The 18,626-nt window shown below is 51.6% G+C and carries 15 protein-coding genes; 6 read left to right on the plus strand and 9 right to left on the minus strand.

Annotated features, from left to right (window positions below; translation table 11 throughout):
* The first annotated feature begins 313 nt into the window (after positions 1-313).
* From F1728_RS17865 to F1728_RS17875, 3 genes are all read left to right on the plus strand, one after another.
* Entirely contained in the window at positions 314-940 is a 627-nt protein-coding gene (locus F1728_RS17865; protein WP_145191798.1) for a ClpP family protease, read from the plus strand.
* Between the two features lie 72 nt (positions 941-1,012).
* On the plus strand, positions 1,013-1,618 hold the full coding sequence (clpP, locus tag F1728_RS17870) for an ATP-dependent Clp endopeptidase proteolytic subunit ClpP (RefSeq protein WP_145191795.1): 606 nt from the start codon (positions 1,013-1,015) through the stop codon (positions 1,616-1,618).
* 89 nt (positions 1,619-1,707) lie between these two features.
* Complete coding sequence (locus F1728_RS17875; protein WP_155365235.1) at positions 1,708-2,523, plus strand: hypothetical protein; 816 nt, start codon at positions 1,708-1,710, stop codon at positions 2,521-2,523.
* 88 nt (positions 2,524-2,611) lie between these two features.
* On the opposite strand, the gene F1728_RS17880 is transcribed toward F1728_RS17875, so the two are convergent.
* Positions 2,612-2,929 carry a tetratricopeptide repeat protein gene (locus F1728_RS17880; protein ID WP_145191790.1) on the minus strand — a complete coding sequence of 106 codons (318 nt, stop codon included), beginning with the start codon at positions 2,927-2,929 and terminating at the stop codon, positions 2,612-2,614.
* A 287-nt stretch (positions 2,930-3,216) separates the two neighbouring features.
* Here F1728_RS17880 and F1728_RS17885 point away from each other — a divergent pair, with 287 nt between their 5' ends.
* Positions 3,217-5,034, plus strand: a complete 1,818-nt coding sequence (locus tag F1728_RS17885; RefSeq protein ID WP_155365236.1) for an ArnT family glycosyltransferase — start codon at positions 3,217-3,219, stop codon at positions 5,032-5,034.
* Between the two features lie 158 nt (positions 5,035-5,192).
* The gene (locus F1728_RS17890) at positions 5,193-6,200 is read left to right on the plus strand and encodes a ParB/RepB/Spo0J family partition protein (RefSeq protein ID WP_155365237.1); all 1,008 of its coding nucleotides are present in this window, start codon (positions 5,193-5,195) and stop codon (positions 6,198-6,200) included.
* Positions 6,201-6,246: 46 nt separating this feature from the next.
* Here F1728_RS17890 and F1728_RS17895 read toward each other — a convergent pair whose 3' ends face one another.
* The 5 genes from F1728_RS17895 to F1728_RS17915 form a co-directional block, all read right to left on the minus strand.
* Positions 6,247-8,433 (minus strand): tetratricopeptide repeat protein, encoded by a 2,187-nt coding sequence (locus F1728_RS17895; protein ID WP_155365238.1) that lies wholly within the window; start codon positions 8,431-8,433, stop codon positions 6,247-6,249.
* A gap of 229 nt (positions 8,434-8,662) precedes the next feature.
* On the minus strand, positions 8,663-10,018 hold the full coding sequence (gene hflX / locus F1728_RS17900) for a GTPase HflX (RefSeq protein ID WP_155365239.1): 1,356 nt from the start codon (positions 10,016-10,018) through the stop codon (positions 8,663-8,665).
* Between the two features lie 246 nt (positions 10,019-10,264).
* On the minus strand, positions 10,265-12,166 hold the full coding sequence (locus F1728_RS17905; protein WP_155365240.1) for a transglutaminase-like domain-containing protein: 1,902 nt from the start codon (positions 12,164-12,166) through the stop codon (positions 10,265-10,267).
* A gap of 258 nt (positions 12,167-12,424) precedes the next feature.
* Complete coding sequence (locus tag F1728_RS17910) at positions 12,425-12,664, minus strand: hypothetical protein (protein ID WP_187781869.1); 240 nt, start codon at positions 12,662-12,664, stop codon at positions 12,425-12,427.
* A 556-nt stretch (positions 12,665-13,220) separates the two neighbouring features.
* The gene (locus tag F1728_RS17915; protein WP_155365241.1) at positions 13,221-14,042 is read right to left on the minus strand and encodes a sugar phosphate isomerase/epimerase family protein; all 822 of its coding nucleotides are present in this window, start codon (positions 14,040-14,042) and stop codon (positions 13,221-13,223) included.
* A 378-nt stretch (positions 14,043-14,420) separates the two neighbouring features.
* On the opposite strand from F1728_RS17915, the gene F1728_RS17920 reads away from it, so the two are divergent.
* Positions 14,421-15,800: a hypothetical protein gene (locus tag F1728_RS17920; protein WP_155365242.1), complete on the plus strand. Its 1,380-nt coding sequence runs from the start codon at positions 14,421-14,423 to the stop codon at positions 15,798-15,800.
* Positions 15,801-15,901: 101 nt separating this feature from the next.
* Here the strand turns inward: F1728_RS17920 and F1728_RS17925 are convergent, their stop codons facing one another.
* From F1728_RS17925 to F1728_RS17935, 3 genes are read right to left on the minus strand one after another with little or no spacing between them, the layout of a single operon-like run.
* Positions 15,902-16,315, minus strand: coding sequence for an EamA family transporter (locus tag F1728_RS17925; protein ID WP_155365243.1), 414 nt, complete (start codon positions 16,313-16,315; stop codon positions 15,902-15,904).
* 31 nt (positions 16,316-16,346) lie between these two features.
* The gene (locus F1728_RS17930) at positions 16,347-17,531 is read right to left on the minus strand and encodes an ATP-grasp domain-containing protein (RefSeq protein ID WP_155365244.1); all 1,185 of its coding nucleotides are present in this window, start codon (positions 17,529-17,531) and stop codon (positions 16,347-16,349) included.
* Between the two features lies 1 nt (position 17,532).
* On the minus strand, positions 17,533-18,618 hold the full coding sequence (locus tag F1728_RS17935) for an FkbM family methyltransferase (RefSeq protein WP_194242419.1): 1,086 nt from the start codon (positions 18,616-18,618) through the stop codon (positions 17,533-17,535).
* Positions 18,619-18,626 lie beyond the last annotated feature (8 nt).

Raw genomic sequence — 18,626 nt, forward strand, 5'->3', positions numbered from 1 at the left:
TATGAGAGCGGTGCCTGGTTAAAAGCACTGTCCCGTCAAGTGGATCTCCGCATAACGTCTCTTGACGAAACAAGGGGAAATCGGATAAGGAACAATATAAACTTAGAAACTAAAATAGGAGTGACTGTGCGCCTGCCTGGGGATCAGACAGGGGAGTGTCTCAGCCGCTTCGAGCCAGAGAAAATAACGGGCTGCAACTTGACGGGTTCTCCAGCAGCAGCGATAGTCGTTGGTTCAAACAGATGTGAGCGTTAACTAGAATTAACCTCGTCACGATTCACTAAAGCATACTATTACATCTCAGGATACAATCATGTTCGATCCCTTATCAGGGCAGATGCCAACTCAGGCGAATCAACGTGCCAGAAGCTATTCACAGCAGCGCCAGATGGGCATTGGTGACCTTCTGCTGGACAACCGGATCATCTTTCTGGACAGCGTCATTAATGATGCCAGTGCGAATCTGATCGTGATGAAACTGCTCTATCTGCAGTCTGAAAATCGTCACCAGGACATCCATCTTTATGTCAATTCACCCGGTGGTTCAGTGACATCCACGATGGCCATTTATGACACGATGCAGTTCATCGAATGTGATGTGGCCACTTATTGTGTTGGTCTGGCTGCCAGTGGTGGCGCGATCCTGGTTGCCGGGGGACAGAAGGGGAAACGTTACATTCTGCCGCACGCCAAAATGATGATTCACCAGCCTTTTGGGGAAGTCGGTGGTCAGGTTTCTGACATCGAAATTCAGGCCAAAGACATTCTCGATACCCGTGAGGTATTGAATAAAATTCTGGCTGGCCACACCGGTCAGAGTATTGAAAAAATTGCGCAGGACACTTCTCGTGACCGCTTCCTCTCTTCAGCCGATTCGGTCGAATACGGTCTGGTCGATGAAGTTCTGGTCCGTGATACCAGCGACAAAGACAAGAAATAAAACAGACGTCGGCAGACATGCTGCCCCATGACGATCCAACATCAATCTACCATCTATTGAAGTGAGTTTTACATGACGGTCCTAACACCTTATGTGATCGAAAAAAATGGCCGCGATGAACGGGCCATGGATATCTATAGTCGTCTCCTGCAGGATCGTATCATTATGATGGGTTCTCAGGTCAACGATCAGGTGGCTCAGAGCCTGGTGGCTCAGCTGCTGTTTCTGCAGTTTGATGATCCTGAAGCAGACATCCACTTTTACATCAACTCTCCCGGTGGCTCAGTGACTGCCGGGATGGCCATCTACGATACGATGCAATACATCTCTTGTGACGTGGCCACATACTGTATCGGGCAGGCCGCCAGTATGGGCGCTCTGCTGCTGACAGCCGGTGCTCCGGGCAAACGCAACGCACTGCCCAACAGCCGCATCATGATTCACCAGCCGCTCGCCGGGATGCAGGGTACGGCTACCGATCTGGAAATTCATGCCAAAGAAGTTCTGAAAATGAAGCGGCGTCTGAACGAAATTCTGCTGCATCATACCGGTCAGACACTCGAAAAAATCGAGCAGGATACGGACCGGGATAACTTCATGGATTCCACCGAAGCCAAAGCTTACGGACTGATCGATAACGTGCTCGAGCACCTGGATCTGCCCGGAACCAAAGAATAGTTTTAACTCTGACAAGAGGAGACAGAAGAGGGATCTTCTGTTTTAATTGATTTCCAATGAAGCAATACCTTACGACATGGATGTCGTTGATGTTGATTCTCACCCTCTCCGGGTGTGGAGGTCGCGGCAATACGGATCTTCTTGAAGCGCGATTGCGCGACCAGGAAGACAATATTTTCGCTCTGCAGCGAGATCTCAAGGAATCGCAGCAGGCGCTGCAGTCTGCCCGCGAGCAGTCTGAGTCCATGCAGAGGCAGTTGGCCAAATCATCTAACGGTGGCCTGCTGCCCGAGCAGTCCAAGACGCTGTTTCGGGTGACGGGCGTCAAAGTCAACAGCCTGCTGACCGGGGGAGTCGATCTCGACAGCAAGCCGGGAGACGAACTCTGGACCACCGTCATTACACCGCATGACGTGGATGGCGAGACCGTCAAACTGCCCGCTGATCTGGAACTGGAACTGGTCGATCTAAATCAACCCGAGAATCAGCGTCGCGTCGGGATCTGGAAATTCGACAGCCAGGAAGTCCGCTCTCACTGGTATTCAGGTTTTGCCGGTTCGGGCTTCCGCTTCGAACTCCCCTGGCAAAGTGCCCCCGCCAGCGAGGATCTGACACTGCTGGTGAGAATGAAATCTCAGGATGGTCGTACCTTCCAGGCAACCTCTTCACTAAGAGTGGCTCGTCTGGATAGCAGCTCTCAGATTCAGACCGCCAGCCGCGAAGAGCCTCGTTCGCGGAAACAGCTCACGCCAGCTGAGCCTGCACGAATTTCCTTCGAAGCGCAGCCAGCGATAGTGACCGAAGAACCTGCTGAGGAGAACCCGTTCCAGCAGATGTCAGCCGAGACAACTGAACCGGCGGCAGCAACCGAATTCGACTCGCCGTTCCGTGTGATTCAGGAATAGCCAAACGTTTGATTTCCAAATGCAATAAGCTCTCACCGGTTAACCGATGAGAGCTTGTTTTGTTTTCGTCATGCAGAAGTCGTCGCGACTATTTCTTCTGTGCCATGGAGTGGGCTTTAGCCAGAGCATCTTCTGCTTCCGCGATGCGTCCACAGCGCTGACAAATTACGGAGAGCTGCAGGTAGGAGAAGTTGTCTTCCGGTTCCAGTTCGGTAACCTTCTTGGCATGCTCGATGGCTTCATCAAACTTTCCCAGCTTCTGGTAATAGACAGCAGAGGCTGAGTGAGCCAGAACGTAATTTTCATCCTGAGCCAGCACTTCCTTCAGTTTCTCTACCGCCTGTTCCACGTCCCCACTCTCGTAAGTTTTGACTGCTTCATCGTACAGACTGGATGGAGTACTCATCTGCTTAATCTCGCTTTTCTTTCAAATGTTCTGTTGAAGTATGAGGATCGCATGCAGACCATTCTGTCGTCACGACAGAACTATCATCAGCTCGCTATTTGAATTGTAGACCTGTGGGGCAAAATACCAATACGGCAAATCTGGTCAGACCTCTGTCTGACCGGATTATTGCCTCTGTTTATGATAATTGACGGGCTGCTCGGTTTCATAGGCAAAGCGACCTGCTTCCTGTAGAATTTGGTGACTTGGACTGATATCACTGATCACCGTTTTCATAAAGGTTCGATGTGCCTTCTCCTAAACCGACAGCAGAGCCCTCCGCCACATACTCCCGACTGGAGCTGATCCTGCTGGGGATCGTTCTGCTGGTCGCCTGTCTGGCGCGGATGATGTTCTTCTCCGATGTGGCTGTCGAGCATTTCGATGAAGGTGTCTATGCATCCAATCTCTGGTTCTCCGCAGAGCAGGGGGCCGAGTATCCAGGCCGCTATTTTTACGCGCCGCCTCTGCTGCCGTTTCTGATCGAGTGGTCCATGATCTTTCTGGGCAGCGGTGTCTGGGGTGTGTTTCTCCCCTCTCTGCTATTGGGCGTCATGACTGTGCTCTTGATCTGGTGGGTGACTCGTGACTGGTTTGGTTCTTCCGCCGGACTGGTGGCCGCACTCCTGGCGGGAGGCAGCGACCTGCATCTGCTCTACACGCGAACCGCTCTCACAGACGTTGCACTTGGATTCTTTCTGCTGCTCAGCGTCTACCTTATCTGGCGGAGCTGGCTCTCGCTCGATTGGAAGTGGCCAGTACTGGCTGGTGTCGCCATCGGACTGGGGTGGTCGGTCAAGTACAACGGCTGGCTTCCGCTGGCCATCGGCTTTTCTGGAATTGTTCCCTGGCTCTGGGTCTACCGCCGTGATCGTCTCCCTCTCACCAGCTACCTGACACGCGCTTTCGTATTTTCTCTGACGGCTATGGTTGTCTGGTCGCCGGTATTGATCGGGCTACAGAAGTGGGGAGGCTATTCCGTCGTCGCTGCCAATCACAGTCGGTATGTTGTCGGCTTCTCGGGCTGGTTCGATTCCTGTACGCGACAACTCCTCAATCTGCGTTTGCTCGAGGGACCATTCGGAGCGATCAGCCTTGGGCTGGTCTGTCTGGTGGGATGCCTGCTGGCACTTCACGGTAGTTGCTGGAGTTCAACTCACTCCGGAAATGAAAACAAGAATGAGGAAGGTAGGCGTTCCACGTGGAACACGATGCTGGTTGGTTGCCTGGCAGGCCTCCCCTTACTGGGGGGCTGGCTGGTAGGGATCACCCCGGTCCTCGTCATCCTGGCTGTCATCGGAATTCTGCTGCAGCTGTTCTGCATGTCGGGACAGCGATCGAAATCTCAGGTAGCAGCCGATTCCCGAGATGATTCATTAGGACTGTCTCGACCGCTGGCAGCCTGGTTACTGGCGGCCTGGTTCTGTGGTCTGCTACTGGCCACGCCGCTCTACCATCCCTATCCCCGTCTGACGATTCCCTGGATGATCTCTGCCTGGTTAGGTACCGCCGCGCTGGTGGGTTGGCTCGAGTCACGATCAGGCTGCTCCCTCTGCGAACTCTTATCGAGATCTGGTGAGCTGAGGACTCAGCCCGCGCGTATCATGGGGGGAGTCACTTTTGTGGGTGTCGCCCTCCTCGTGATTCTGATCGCGCGACCCTGGTCGGTCGCTGCCTGGCAACCTCGAAACGGACTGGCGTCGATTTCCCGTCAGTTGCTGGCAAACCTTCGGCAGGAACACGCCAACTCGGATGAAGCGATTCTCTACATCTATGCCGAGCCTGGGTTGTTCTTCAATCTGAAAGCAGAGGGTCATCAGCTGACCGGTCCGGTAGCTGACTTCCGGTTTCTGGATTCGCTTCCACCCCAGATGCCCGTCTACTTGATCGCGGGACCACACGCGGAGCGCGACTCCGAGTTTGTGAAGCAATTCGATCAGGCTCAAGATCGACTCGATCTGATTCAGTCCTACGAGTATGATCCCAGCCTGCTGGTCCGTCTGAATCAGGCGCAGTTGCCAGCTAAATCTACGACGGAATCAGTCCGTCTCTACCGTGTCCGGTAAGCGTGGTAACACAGGTGTTCCACGTGGAACACCTGCCCGAGGGAAGACAACTCTGCCGCAAAGCCCTCTTGCTTCAAATAGCCATTCGAAATAAAATCCCGCGCCACGTTTCAATCTCCCGTTTTTGTCAGGCAGTTTAAGTATAAGAGAAGAAGGTCATGGAAGATCATAATCAGGAAGATCAAAACCAGAATCCAGCTGATCCAGCAGCTGAGCAGTCAGAAAATCCTGGGGTCCCTCGTCGACGGTTAGGCCGTGGTTTGAACGCCTTGCTGGGACGTGGGGGAGAACCAGATTCAGAAAATGTTCAGGACGGTGCAGGTGCAGACTCGCAAGAGAATCCAGCACCAGTTCAGTCCTCCGACCAGATCGACATTGATCTGATCGAACGGAATCCATATCAGCCTCGTCAGGATTTCGCAGCTGACTCCCTCAAGGAACTCGAAGGCAGTATCCGTCAACACGGTATTCTACAACCGCTGCTGGTCCGTCCGTTCGATGGTGCCTATCAGCTGATCGCCGGGGAACGCCGTTTGAAGGCAGCCCGTGAAGCGGGACTGAAAACGGTTCCCTGCCGGGTGCTCCATCTGGAAGAACGCGAAGTCTGTGAAGTCGCGATCGAGGAGAACCTCAAGCGAAAAGATTTGAATGTACTCGAAAAGGCCCAGGCCTTCAAAAACTATCTGAGCCAGTTCGACAGTACGATAGAGCAGCTCGCACAGCGATTGAGTCTGGACCGTTCAACCGTCAACAACATGATCCGGTTGCTAGATCTGGCGGAACCCGTCAAGCAGGCTCTCCAGGCAGAAAAGATCTCAGCCGGTCATGCCCGGACCCTGTTGAGCCTGGATAACGATAAACAGGTCGCCCTCTGTGAGCAGATTCAGTCCGAGTCCCTCTCGGTCCGAAAAACTGAAGCTGAGGTGCGGAAGATCCTCAAAGGTGAAGCTGACACCGTGCCCTTTGAGAATCCCAAACCGAAGCAACCCGCTGATGCTCCCCAGATGACGAATCACCTGATTGACCTGCAGCAGCAACTGCGGGAAATTCTGGGAGCCCAGGTGGAGATCAAGCTCAAGACCGAACAGTCCGGTCAGATTGTGATTCCCTTCGATTCGAACGATACCTTCGAGCGGATTACAGGAGTGCTCCGCAAGTCAGCCTGATCGCTGAGCTCGGAATCACGTGAAACTCAACAGACCCGTAAGGCATTCACTTGCCTTGCGGGTTTGCTTTTTGCTGGAGGTTCATCTGGATCTGGCGGAAGGTGGGGTTCTCTGGTTGAAGTTGGATCAACCGTTTGACCGAGTCCAGTGCCTGTTCCCACTTCTGCTGTTTCTCGTAAAGCAGAGTCAGCATCAACCGGAAGTCGGCGGACTGCGGTTCCAGTTCACAGGCCTTCTCCAGAGCTGAAGCCGCCTCATCCTCCCGACCCAGCAGGTAGTAGAGCAGGCCCACCCGGTACTGGAGCAGGGCATTGTCCGGAAGCAGTCGGGCATCGCGGGCCAGCAACTCAACCTCTTCCGATCTGAGTTCCTGCGCCTCTTGAGTGCGCCCCTGTTGTTCCAGTAACTGGGCCAGATTGGATCGGGCTCCCGCTACAGCAGGTGCCAGTTTGATGGCCAGGCGGAACTCGGCTTCCGCTTTCTTCAGGTCACCCTCGTTGGCATACAGGATCCCCAGGCTCATGTGAGAGCCCGACTGGTCACCATCGGTCAGCAGGTTATTCTTGTAATCTTTGAGTGCTCGCTCGAGTGCCTTCCGGTTCGAATCTGTGTTCGGCATGATGGGCAGCGAAGACAGAATCCGGGCGACTTCCGTCCGGACTCCACGCGAGTCGTCCGTCAGTCCTTCCGCGAGCAGCTTACCCACCCGGCTGGCCTCGGCTTCCGAACGCGGGTTCCAGCCTTCGAATCCACGCAGCGCCGCCATCCTGACCAGCTCTTCATTTGACTTCAGAGACCGCTCGACAACCTTGCGACTTTCGGGGGTATCGTAACGGGAGGCCAGCAGGGAGACAGCGGTTGCCCGAACAATGGGACCGACTTCTTTTTCCCGGGTCAACTTGATCAGCGCGCGTTCTGCATCCGGATTGCCAGCCTGACCTGCTGCCAGGATCTCACCATAGTGCGGGTCGTCGCGACGCTTGGGACCGTACCATTCATCGACCTTCTTCGCAGCCCACTCCGGCGTCTCGTCCACTTTCGTATGACATTGGTTGCAGGCGTTCGGGGTTCCCAGTTTGACTGAAAGATCGGGGCGGGGAATTCTCAGGCTGTGATCCCGGCGAGGGTCGACTCCCATGTAGGTCTTGGTCGGCATGTGGCACTCCACGCAGGCGGCTCCTTTACTGTCAACCTTGTGGTGGTGATGACCGGGCACGTCATACTTGGCCTCGAGGTGGCACTGGGTGCAGAGTTTGTTTCCCTCGAATTTCAATTTCAATGAATGCGGGTTATGGCAGTCTGTGCAACGGACTCCCTTGCGATACATCTTGCTCTGGGTGAACGATCCGAAGACGTAGACTTCCTCATCGATCTGACCATCGGGATGGTAGAGGTGATCTTCCAGAAGGGAGAGAGCGTAATGATCATGGAAGCGGTCGAGGGGGGTATGACCGGGTGAGACATGCCGCCGATGAGAATGGCAGGGAGCACAACTCTCCAGTTGCGCGGTCGCGTCTTCGCCTTTGAGTTTCGCCAGGCCATAGCCATAGCGACGATCCCAGAACAGCGAATGCGAGTTGGCCAGTTTCACGTGAATCGATCCGGGGCCATGGCAGGCTTCGCAGCTGACACGCATCTCGGAGAAGGAGTAATGATGGGTGTCGGTGGCGATGTCATAATTCTTGGCCCAGTTCGTGGTATGACATTCCGCGCACATGTGGTTCCAGTTCTGAGCGGAGCCGGTCCAGTGCAGGGGGTCTTCCGGACCAAAGGGTTCATCCGGGCTGGCGTAGTACCACCGTTTGAGTTCTGTGTCCCAGGTTACCGGCAGGACCTGGATCTTGCCGCGTTCGAGTTCAGCCAGATACTGTTGCAGGGGATGCACGCCGATGACGTACTTGACCTCAAAGCGGGACATCTCGCCATCAGGTCCCTGGGTGTTGACATAGTATTTGTCGCCCTCCCGGGACATCCGGGAAGTAATCCCAAAGTGTTCGAGCTCTGTGTTATCGAAGTCACCGAGAACGAATTCGGGAGTCGCAGGGTTCATCGCCAGATCGTGGTCAGATTCTTTCCACTCTTCTGCCTGTTGCTGATGACACTCGAAGCAGGTCTGACGACCGACGTAAGTTGCCTGTTCGCCTTCAGGCAGAGCGGTCCACCAGTCGATGGCCAGGCCAATCGAAGTGAGACACAGGAAAATGATGACGCCATAGATCCATCGTTTTTTCATCGCGTATGAGTTTCGTCAGTTTCTCTCAGGAAGTCAGTCGCAGGGGAAGGTCCAAATCAGAACGGTCAAGGGAGAGAGCATGCAGACCGGAAGGAGAAGCATTCCGACTGTCGATGACACGCCCTTCTACCGATGATACCCTGCCCGCCAGACCGATTGCAATGACTGTCGCCAGCCGGCGGGAAGATTGACTGAGACGTCCTGCCTGAGCAGCATCCGCGTGAGGAAACTAAACCTCGTGGATGGATTCTTCGTGCTGCAGCTGATTAGGGGATCCCTGGTCCCCCTCATCATGAATCCGGATTTCAGTATCTTCGCTGCTCTTCAGCACGGGGAGAAAGCGACGTGCAATCCGGGCTCGGTAGGTAACTCGAGTGTCGTCGCTGGAATACTCCCGTGAGAGGATAAGCGAATGCTCTTCGAGTTGAGAGAGCAGTTTGCCATTTCCGACGGGGGTTTCGATTTCGACGATGACATAACCGGAAGCCAGCCGATCAATGACTGCCTGGGAGAGACGATCCAGCCCTTCACCGGATACCGCGCTGACGGTGATTGCATTCTCGTATTTCAGCCGGAGGACATCGAGCTTGGAGCGGTCTTCCACCTTATCGCTTTTGTTGAATACCAGCAGTGCGTTCGAGTAGTCGATGCCGATTTCCTCAAGCACACTGTTAACGGTTTTGATGTGATGCTCCACTTCCGGATTGCTGCTGTCAACCACATGCAACAGCAGGTCTGCCTGCCGTGCTTCTTCCAGAGTTGACTTGAATGAGGCCACCAGATGGTGAGGCAGGTTGCGGACGAATCCAACCGTGTCACTCAGCAGGATCTCTCCCCAGTGCGGAAGCTCCCAGCGTCGCGTACGGGTATCCAGCGTGGCGAACAGCTGGTCCGCGATGTAGACGTCCGCGCCGGTGAGTGCATTCATCAGCGTACTTTTTCCCGCGTTGGTATATCCAACCAGCGAGACCGTGAGTTGCTGGAATCGATTGGAAACAGTGCGCTCGCGACGCTTTTCAACTTCGGACAGTTTACGCTTCAATTCAGCGACGCGTTTATCCAGCAGTCGACGGTCTGTTTCCAGCTGCTTTTCACCAGGACCACGGCCAGCACCCACACCCCCTTCGATACGCTCAAGGTGGGTCCACAAGCGTTTCAGACGGGGACGGAAATAGAGCAGCTGCGCCAGCTCGACTTGCAGTTTCGCCTCATAGGTTTTGGCGTGGGTCGCGAAAATATCGAGGATCAATTCGCTACGGTCCACGATGATCGTACCGGTCTCTTCTTCAATATTCCGTCCCTGGGAAGGGGACAGATTGTTATCGAAGATGATCAACTCGGCATCAACGGGTTTGACCATTGATTTCAGCTCGGCCAGTTTTCCTTTACCGAGGCAGGTTGCCGGATGAGGATTTTCGCGGCTCTGTACCAGGGTGCCTACAACCTTCACACCCGCCGTTTCGACCAGCCCCTTTAATTCATCCAGGGCCTGTTCTTTATTGATATGATTCGAAGGCGAGATAACCGAAACCAGGATGGCTCGTTTCGCTTTGACTTGTAGTTCTTCTCGTTTAGGATCCGCCAAGGAGTTTCCACTTTCTATATTCGTTGAGGATGGAGCGTTCATTTGGGGTTGGGCTTTCTCAGCTTTGGATTTCTCCAGAGTTGAAAGCCTCCCCTCTCCTACTCTCTATTTTAACAGGTTGCCCATGAGAGAATAGGCTCATTGTGACGGACTGACACCATTTCTGGATTCCATGTTCAGAAAGTCGTTGACTTTTCCTGGCACTTTTCTAGCTGCAAACAGATCAATAAACGCTTGTGTGAATGTTCAGTATGGCTTTTTCATGAGCACGACATCCAGAGCATCCGCGCGGGTACACTGTTCCCAGTATTGTTTGAAATCCAGATACTGCTCCTCACGGACGATGCCTCCCAAATGGTCTACCTGGCGGTGGCAGATGAGGTGAGAATCTTCCTCATAGATGGAGGTTTCGTAGCGGCCCCATTCGCATTCAAATCGTTGTTCATAAGGCAGTCCATAACCATGATAACCAGGGGGGAGTTCGATCCTGTGCTGGTCGGAGAAGCGAATTGGCCAGGGGGCTTGCAGAGCCGAGTTGCGTTTCTGCACGTTGACGAGAGCCACCGTATGCATCGCCCCGATCCAGGGAACCCGGAACAGAATGATGTCTTCAATTTTGCGCGCCCACTGATCGAGTGTCATTTTGCAGGAGTAGGTGACAGGTTGCGAGAGATCTGTCAGGTTGTGAAACAGAGGAGCATCGATGCGGGCTCCCGTCAGAGAAGACGCAAGTTCCCGTTCCAGAGTCAGGCTCTGGTATTCTTCGTTGCGGTTGATGTAGCGAAGACGAAATTCCATGGCGGTGTCACCTGTCGTTGAGACATTGGTGCCGAACTCATAGCTGCAGTCTTCGGACAGTTTCCCCTCGCATTGCCGATGTACCTGATGAGATTCGGGACCGCCGCAGGGAATGGTGGCCAGTTCTCCCGCTGGAAGATTCAACAACAGTGCCTGCATGCCCTGGTCATTATAAGGCAGATCTTTGAAAGTCATCGGGCCGCCTGCCGGATCGAGCCAGAGCCTGACTCCCTGCTCATCGGTAACGCAGACAATCGCATGATCGAAGCGAGCTCCAGGCAGAAAGGGGATTGTTCCATTCGCGCGCGTCAGCAGAACTGCGACTTCGGCTTCAATTCCCTGGTGCCTGAGCAGGGAGACGAGTAACGACGATTTGTCTTTGCAGTCTCCGCGCATATCCTCCAGCATCGAACCGACCTCCCTGGTTTTTTCCAAAGCCAGTTCGTTGGGATGTCTGCCATAACGGACATCGTCAGAGGCATACTTATAAAGGGAGTAAATTTTATCCTCAGTAGAATCTGATTCACGCGTCAGATCCTCCGATAGTTTTTGAATCTGTACCGGGATTTTAGATGGCGGCTCGAGGTCCTGCCGATAGAACTTCGCGATCGGTTCCCAGTTGGTCAGTGTGGTAAAGTCGACCCAGGGTATGACGTCTCGCGGGTGAGGCGTGGCGTCGTCAGTTTCATATCCAGGCAACGCCTGCAGATCCCATTGATAGACTTGATAGGTTCCCTGTTTCCAAGAGCTTGGGTCCTGGTCGGTCTGATGTAATTCATACTGCAGCTCAAAGGGTTCCGCGACGGCAATCGTGCAGCGCAGTCTTTGACAGGGAATCGAATACCGCAGGTACTCCTGGCCCCACATGCAGGCTGAGATCCGGTCTGGGGTGAAGAAGTCCTGTTGCTCTTCCAACTCGACAGTCACTCCGGGACGCAGAGGATAAAATTGAACGGCGATCTGTCCGTACGGTTGAACCACCTTGCGGGCTTTTCTCTGACTGCCATCGGGCAGGTATACTTTCGCGGTCTGAATTTTATGCAGCGCTGTCTGGCGATCATAAAAACGAAAGACTTCGTCCCATTGAGACAACGATTCGTTGGCGTGCAGGCTGGCGATGTGATGCGCTCTGCGGGTGATGGTTCCATCACGATGTAGAACGGCGACCAGGTCTGAGAGTAAGATGACCTCACCCCAGTGTTGGAGTTCGCCATCAATGGCTGAATCAGGAATGACATCCGCATACGAAATACGGGGAGCAAATGGCAGGACGTTGCGCGCCAGTTTAAACCGGGTCCGCCATAATTTGCGCCTGGGTTTGACAGAGGTCACGTTGGGGGAGCTGTTCAATGCCGGCTTGCTTTCAGACTGCAGAGTTGGGGCAAACGTTCTGGCTAACTATTGTAACGTTAACTGCAGGCAGTGAAACAGCATATGTGACGCAAATGTGTACAAATGAATATTTTGTTTGTGGGAATGAATCCAGGCGAGATTCTGTTGAGAAAGAGGCGAGAAATACTCGGGGGGGAAATAGAAGAAGCGATCGAAATAACCGATCGCTTCTTACTCGTTATGGCTTGTTGTTTCCAGCAGCTAAGTGCAGAAGAATTACTTCTTCTTTTTAGCGGCTTTTTTCTTTGGAGCAGCTTTCTTAACTGCTTTTTTCTTTGCAGCTGCCTTTTTCTTTGGGGCGGCTTTCTTTTTAGCAGCAGCTTTTTTCTTTGGAGCAGCTTTCTTCTTAGGAGCAGCTTTCTTCACTGCTTTCTTTTTAGGGGCTGCTTTTTTCTTTGGTGCAGCTTTCTTTACTGCTTTCTTAGGTGCTGCTTTCTTTGCCTTTTTCTTTGCCACCGCAAATCCTCCTTTGAGAGTTAAACGAGGGCTGCCTTGCCGCTGGCTCCGGGCTATAAGTCGGCAAAGGTCTGCCACAACGAATAAGAAGTGAGTCTGTCAACCTTGACAAACTCCGATGTTCATCCCCTTGATTGGTGTGTGTAAATTCAATCAAAACACATTTTTAATTGACACTCATTACACGCTAAGGACTTACATCTAATTATTGGGCATCATCGTAAATATTTCGTAAAATTCTGCAAGCCAATTCTGATATGAAAAGCCTTTTTCCAGCTTGTTGTAAACTGCGGTGAGCTTAGCGTTTAAAAACGAATCGCTGAAAAATAGAAACGGGATGAGTCGTGTTTTACAAGCTTGATAAAAAACAAGAGATCGATTTCGCTCTATTATTATAGGCTGAAACCGATCTCTTCTGTTTTTTGTTTCTCAGTTGACATGCTTAAACTGCATGTTTATGGAGTCTCGTTTGTCAGGCAAAACAACGCAAAAAAAGGGCCGGAAATATTTTCACGTTTTCAAAAAAATTTTTGCCCGATCGCTTGTTTTGAGTCTCTCAGACGCTTTCCCAGACCTCTTTCATGTAACGAAAACTTTCGCGCGCGATGTGTTCGCTGCCCGGTTTGTAGTCGAACACTTCAACTGAAATCCATCCTGAGTACTTCGTTTCTTTCAGCGCTTTGAAAATCGGATGGTAGTCGGTCTCTCCCATTCCAGGTCCGAGCAGGTTGGTGTCATTCACATGGAAGTGACCCGTCCGCGAAGCGTACTTGTGAATCAGTTCCGGAATGGATTCTGTTTCAGCGCCGGCCATGGCTTTGACATCCTGATGCAGAACAAAGTTGTCCGCGCCGACCATGTCGATTAACTCGATGGCTTCCGCGCAGGTATTCACGAAATCCGTTTCTTTGGTCGTCAGCGGTTCCATGCAGATGCGAACTCCGCGCTCGCCGATCGCCGGCAGACAGTTGCGGAAAACTTCCGCTGCATTTTGATAAGCCTGTTCGCGCGACATGCCTTCTTCGATGTTGCGCTGGAATGGAGAACCAAAGACCATCAGGTCTCCGCCCAGATCGGCACAAAGGTTCCCTAACTCAACCAGGTAAGCGGCAGTATTTTTGCGAACTTCGGAGTCAGCAGTGGTCAGATGCAGACCTTCAGTTTTTGCTAGAAGCCAGTGCAGTCCAAAGATTTGGAGCCCGCGGTCCTCAGCTGTTTTTTTGAGGGAGGCCCGCTCTTCTTGAGTAATTTTTGATGGATGATCGGCAAAAGCAAAAGGTGCCAGCTCGATGCCCGTATAACCAATCTCCGCGATCAGATCGCATTGTTTTTCCCACTCCCAGTCGACAAACATTTCCTGACAAATGGCAAACTTCATGTAAATCTCTCACTTTATCTGTTGAACTAATGATGAAACGACGCGTCCGGTCTGTTGAGGATAACAGGCTGTCTCGCATTCATCGAGTCTATAAAGACTGTCTTCGATCACTTTTAAAGATTGTCAGGAGAAGATTTAGGTCATTTTTCTCACCAGGGATCTTCGCCTTAGAGTCACTGAAGGGATGTAACGTATCGTGACGGGTATCGATTGTAGTGATCGAATGGTTTATCGTGACTCAGTAGAAGAGGTTGTGCAGTAAGTTGCGGAGAAGTGGAGGTCTCAGTGAAGGGGGGCTGTTTCAGTTGACGAAGTAGATTCTAACTGTTTCCAGATTTCAATTTTGTTTGCTGAAATTACAAATAGAGGAATAGACCAATGAAACACGCAACCTGGATTCCCCTTCTGGCGGCCGCTTTGATTATGGTCTGCTTTGGGGAGCAAGCCCAGGCAGGTTACCTGGGAGCAGGCAGATATAAGTGTTGTCCTACAGAAGCATGTACTTCTTGTGGTGATTACTGTGCTGCCAAAGAGTGCTCAAGTACCTGCTACAAAACCGTCACTGAAACCGTTTGGGAAAAGCAGAACTATACCTGTCAGAAGACAGTCTACGATACGATCTGCGAAAAAGTTCCCGTTCAATACACTAAGAATGTTTACAAGACCTGCTACCGTGATGAATGCTACACGGTCTGCAAGCCGGTCTACAACACCTGTTACCGGGATGTCTGCTATAAAGTCTGCCGTCCCGTTTACAAGACCTGCTATCGCACTGTGACCTGCAAACGCCGCCGCCCGGTATACAATACCTGCTACCGGGACGTCTGCTACACAGTCTGCAAGCCGGTTTACAACACCTGTTACCGGGATGTCTGCTACACCGTCAGACGTCCGATCTGCGAGACTCACTACCGTGAAGTCTGCAGCACGATCTACAAAACCAATTACAAGACCTGCTACCGCGATGTCTGTCGCACTGTTTGCAAGCCTGTCCACACCTGGCACGATGTTGAAGTCTGCTGTGGTGAATGGAAGACGGTTACCGAACACTGCCCCGGTCCGGTTGTAGAAAAATGTGTCTGTGAACCAGGAACCTGGGAATATGACTGCAGCTCATGCTGCCCTGTCTACAAACCCGGTTGCTGCAAAACAGTGAAAGTACAGTGCCCCGGCACTACCATCTGCCGACGCATCTGGTGCCCCAAGACGGTCACCAAGAAAGTCTGCTGCACAACTTACAAACGCGAATGTGTAACCGAGCGGGTTCCTTACACCGTATGTGAGCGAGTTCCCTGCTGCGTTACCCGTAAGGTACCTTACACCTGCGTGCGTTACGAGTGCGAAACACGGACCAAGAAGGTTCCTTACACAACCTGCGAAATGGTACGTGAATGCCGGACACGCAAAGTGCCTTACACCACCTGCTGCTGGAAGGAAGAATGCGTAACGAAACAGGTTCCTTACACCACTTGCACCATGGTTGAAGAGTGTCGGACCCGCAAGGTTCCTTACACAACCTGCACCTATGAGCAAAAAACCTGTACTCGCAAAGTTCCTTACACAACCTGTGAGCAGGTCTGCTGCACACGGTATGTTACCCGAACCAAATGTGTTCCGCGTACTGTCTGTGTAACCAAGACACGTTGTGTACCGCGACAGGTCTGTCGTAAAGTGCCCGTCTGCTGCCCGCAGCCAACCTGTACGGCTCCGGCACCCAAGACCTGCACTGCACCAGAGCCGAAGACTTGTAGCAACTAGTAAACGAGACGCCAGAAGAATTTTCAGCAACTGAAAATGGAAACTGCGAGAGGGCGGTTGATCTCAGATCAGCCGCCCTTTTTTTGATTGTTGAACTGGAATCAGTCCTTTGCAGAGAGTGAAGATGAAGGAGTATCTGTTTTATCAGATGTCACTCCCTGGCTGCCGATGATAATTCCCGCCACAATCAGCGTGAGTCCCAGAGTTTTGGCCAGCGTAACCGGTTCATTGAAAAAAAAGGCACTGAGGAACATGACCAGAACAAATGCCAGGCTCATAAACGGATAGGCGTAGCTTAATTGAAATTTCGTCATCGCCGCCATCCAGAATAAGGATGCGATAAAAGCAGCGATGAAACCACTCAAAATATATCCGTCAAGTAAAAGTCGAAACAGAAACTGGATTCGGTCCGAGAGACTGTCTGGTAATTCACCGTATCTGCTGATCCGCCACTTGAGGATGAGCTGGCCGTATACGGTAAAAAAAATCGTTCCTAGAATAAAGAAATGATTCATAGATCTGGTTTCATCTTTGGGGGTTAACTTGCTACTTCATTTCAACTCGAATCAGTTCTGGCAATACTTCTGTTCTGGTCAACATTTCCTGAAGCGATTCGAATTGCAAAAAAACAATTCCCTGTTTTTGAACCAGAAACTGATCGATTTGTTGGCCACGTTCCCACCAGAGCATCTGGTCGATAATCTGCTCTCGAATTTCAGGGGCATAGATCACATCATCAATCAAACCGTTGCGGGATGGCATGATACAGTGACGGGTAAAATAACCTGTAGGTTCTTTCTGGTTTATTCCTCCACAATCCAGTCCGGTTGCCGCGCGAATAATGAATTCAGGATAGTTAATTCCCGTCGCATGCTGAACAAACTGAATATATAAATCCCCAGGTGCCCTCCGGCAGATTTCAATGATGACGGGTTCGCCCTGGTGGAGGATATACTGAATGTGAAATATTCCCGTTTTCAAATTGAGCAGGCTGGCAATGTGCTCGGCCTGTTGACAGAGAGTTGCTGCCGTTGTTGCAGGGACAATGGCTGGCGTCGAAGCAGCCGAGACCAGATACGGATTCTGAAAATAGTGTTCGTTATCCTGAAAGCAGAACACAACCCGACCGTCGCGCAGAAAACTGGAAAAACCATGTCGACTTCCTTCCACAAATTCCTCGATCACGATCCGTTTGGCACGTGAGATCTGGAATGCCTGTTCCAGGACAGTTCTGGCATCATCGATTCGTTCGAGCTTGGTGATACCTTTTCCCCCGGTGAGATCAACGGGTTTAATCATTACCGGAAACAGAAACAAATCCAACTGATCCAATGCTTGCTGGACGGATTCGAAACCGGCCGCCCGCGGAGTGGGTATCTGATTTTCCTGTGCGAATTCACGATAGCGGTCTTTATGATGAATCAAAACTGCAGTTTCATAAGGATCATGACCTGGTAACTGCATTTGTTCGGCAATGTAGGCTGCAGTCAGAGCAGAAAAATCGTTGCAGGAAGCGCAGATCGCATCGATTTCCAGCGAGCGTGCCAGTTGTAACATGGCGTTCTTATTGGAAAAGTCCTCCAGATGGATTTCATCAGCATGGCGATGTCCCAGGTCATCTGCACGGTTACCGCTGGTGATGACATGAAATCCCAGTCTTTTAGCTGCCAGGATCAGTGGGATCTCTGCATATCCACCTCCGGCTATTAACAGTCGTTTTTTAACGGGCATCTCAATTCCCCGCAGGAATAAAAAACATGACGGTTTCAGTGACTCCTTCGGTGTAATGCCTCAGGTAGAGATCATAATCATCTCGGATCGAGAATACCGTTTCAGGGATTTTCCAGAAGTCGTCAGCACGATGGTAAACACAGATTGCCAGTTTCGGATGATGCTCAAGAATTGTATGTCGTGCCCCTCGAAGAGCCTCAATTTCAGCACCCTCAATATCCATTTTGATGAAGGAACCGGGCCCCTTTATGACGTCGTCCAGACGTTCTACCTGAATCTGCAACTCTCCCTGATCGCTCACACGGGAAGAGGATCCATCAGCAGAAAATCGCAAGGTCTGGCTGTGATCAGATAACCCACAGTCATGAAAAACAATACGCGGGTAGTCAGCCAGATTCTTCCGAACGACCTTTAGATTCCCAGGTTCAGGTTCAAAAATATGAATGCCGGCATATTCAGGACAGCGTTTAATAAATTCCAGACTGGTCAAGCCGTCGAAACAGCCGACGTCAAGAAAGACTTCCCCCTGATTTTTCAGATTGAGAAAGTCTTCAAAGTATTGCTGGTGCTGTCGATCTTCAAATCCATCCATGTATGATAGATCGCCGGACAGACGGAAATTGATCAGGTTTTCGTATATCGTTCTAGATTGCTGATCTTTTAGACAACAATAAACCTCCTCATATTTTTCCTGATGTCGCGAATAATCTGTGATGAATTCATCCCAGAACAACACTGGCTCCAAGGTAAGGCCCGAGTATCTGCGAAATGCAAAGTAATCAATATGGCGGATGTTTCGTTCCGATAATTTTAGAGCGACCGTCAATGGCAAAATTCCCACGACTGTCGAAACAACAATTCCGTTATCTGGTACTTCATCTAACGAGAGTACAGGTTTCCCGAGAAATTCACTCTCGTGACAATACTCATCAATAAATCCAGCAACATTGAGATGACGACTGATACTTTGTGCCCACTGATTACGCCCCAATAGATATCGCGGGGATTTACCCTCCAGGAAATCAGTGCAGAATGCAATTTTTTCGGGATCATCCGGATAACTGTCGAGCCTTAGTTCAATACTCATGGCACTCA

Origin of the sequence: Gimesia benthica (genome assembly GCF_009720525.1) — a bacterium.
GTDB classification, from domain to species: Bacteria; Planctomycetota; Planctomycetia; order Planctomycetales; family Planctomycetaceae; genus Gimesia; species Gimesia benthica.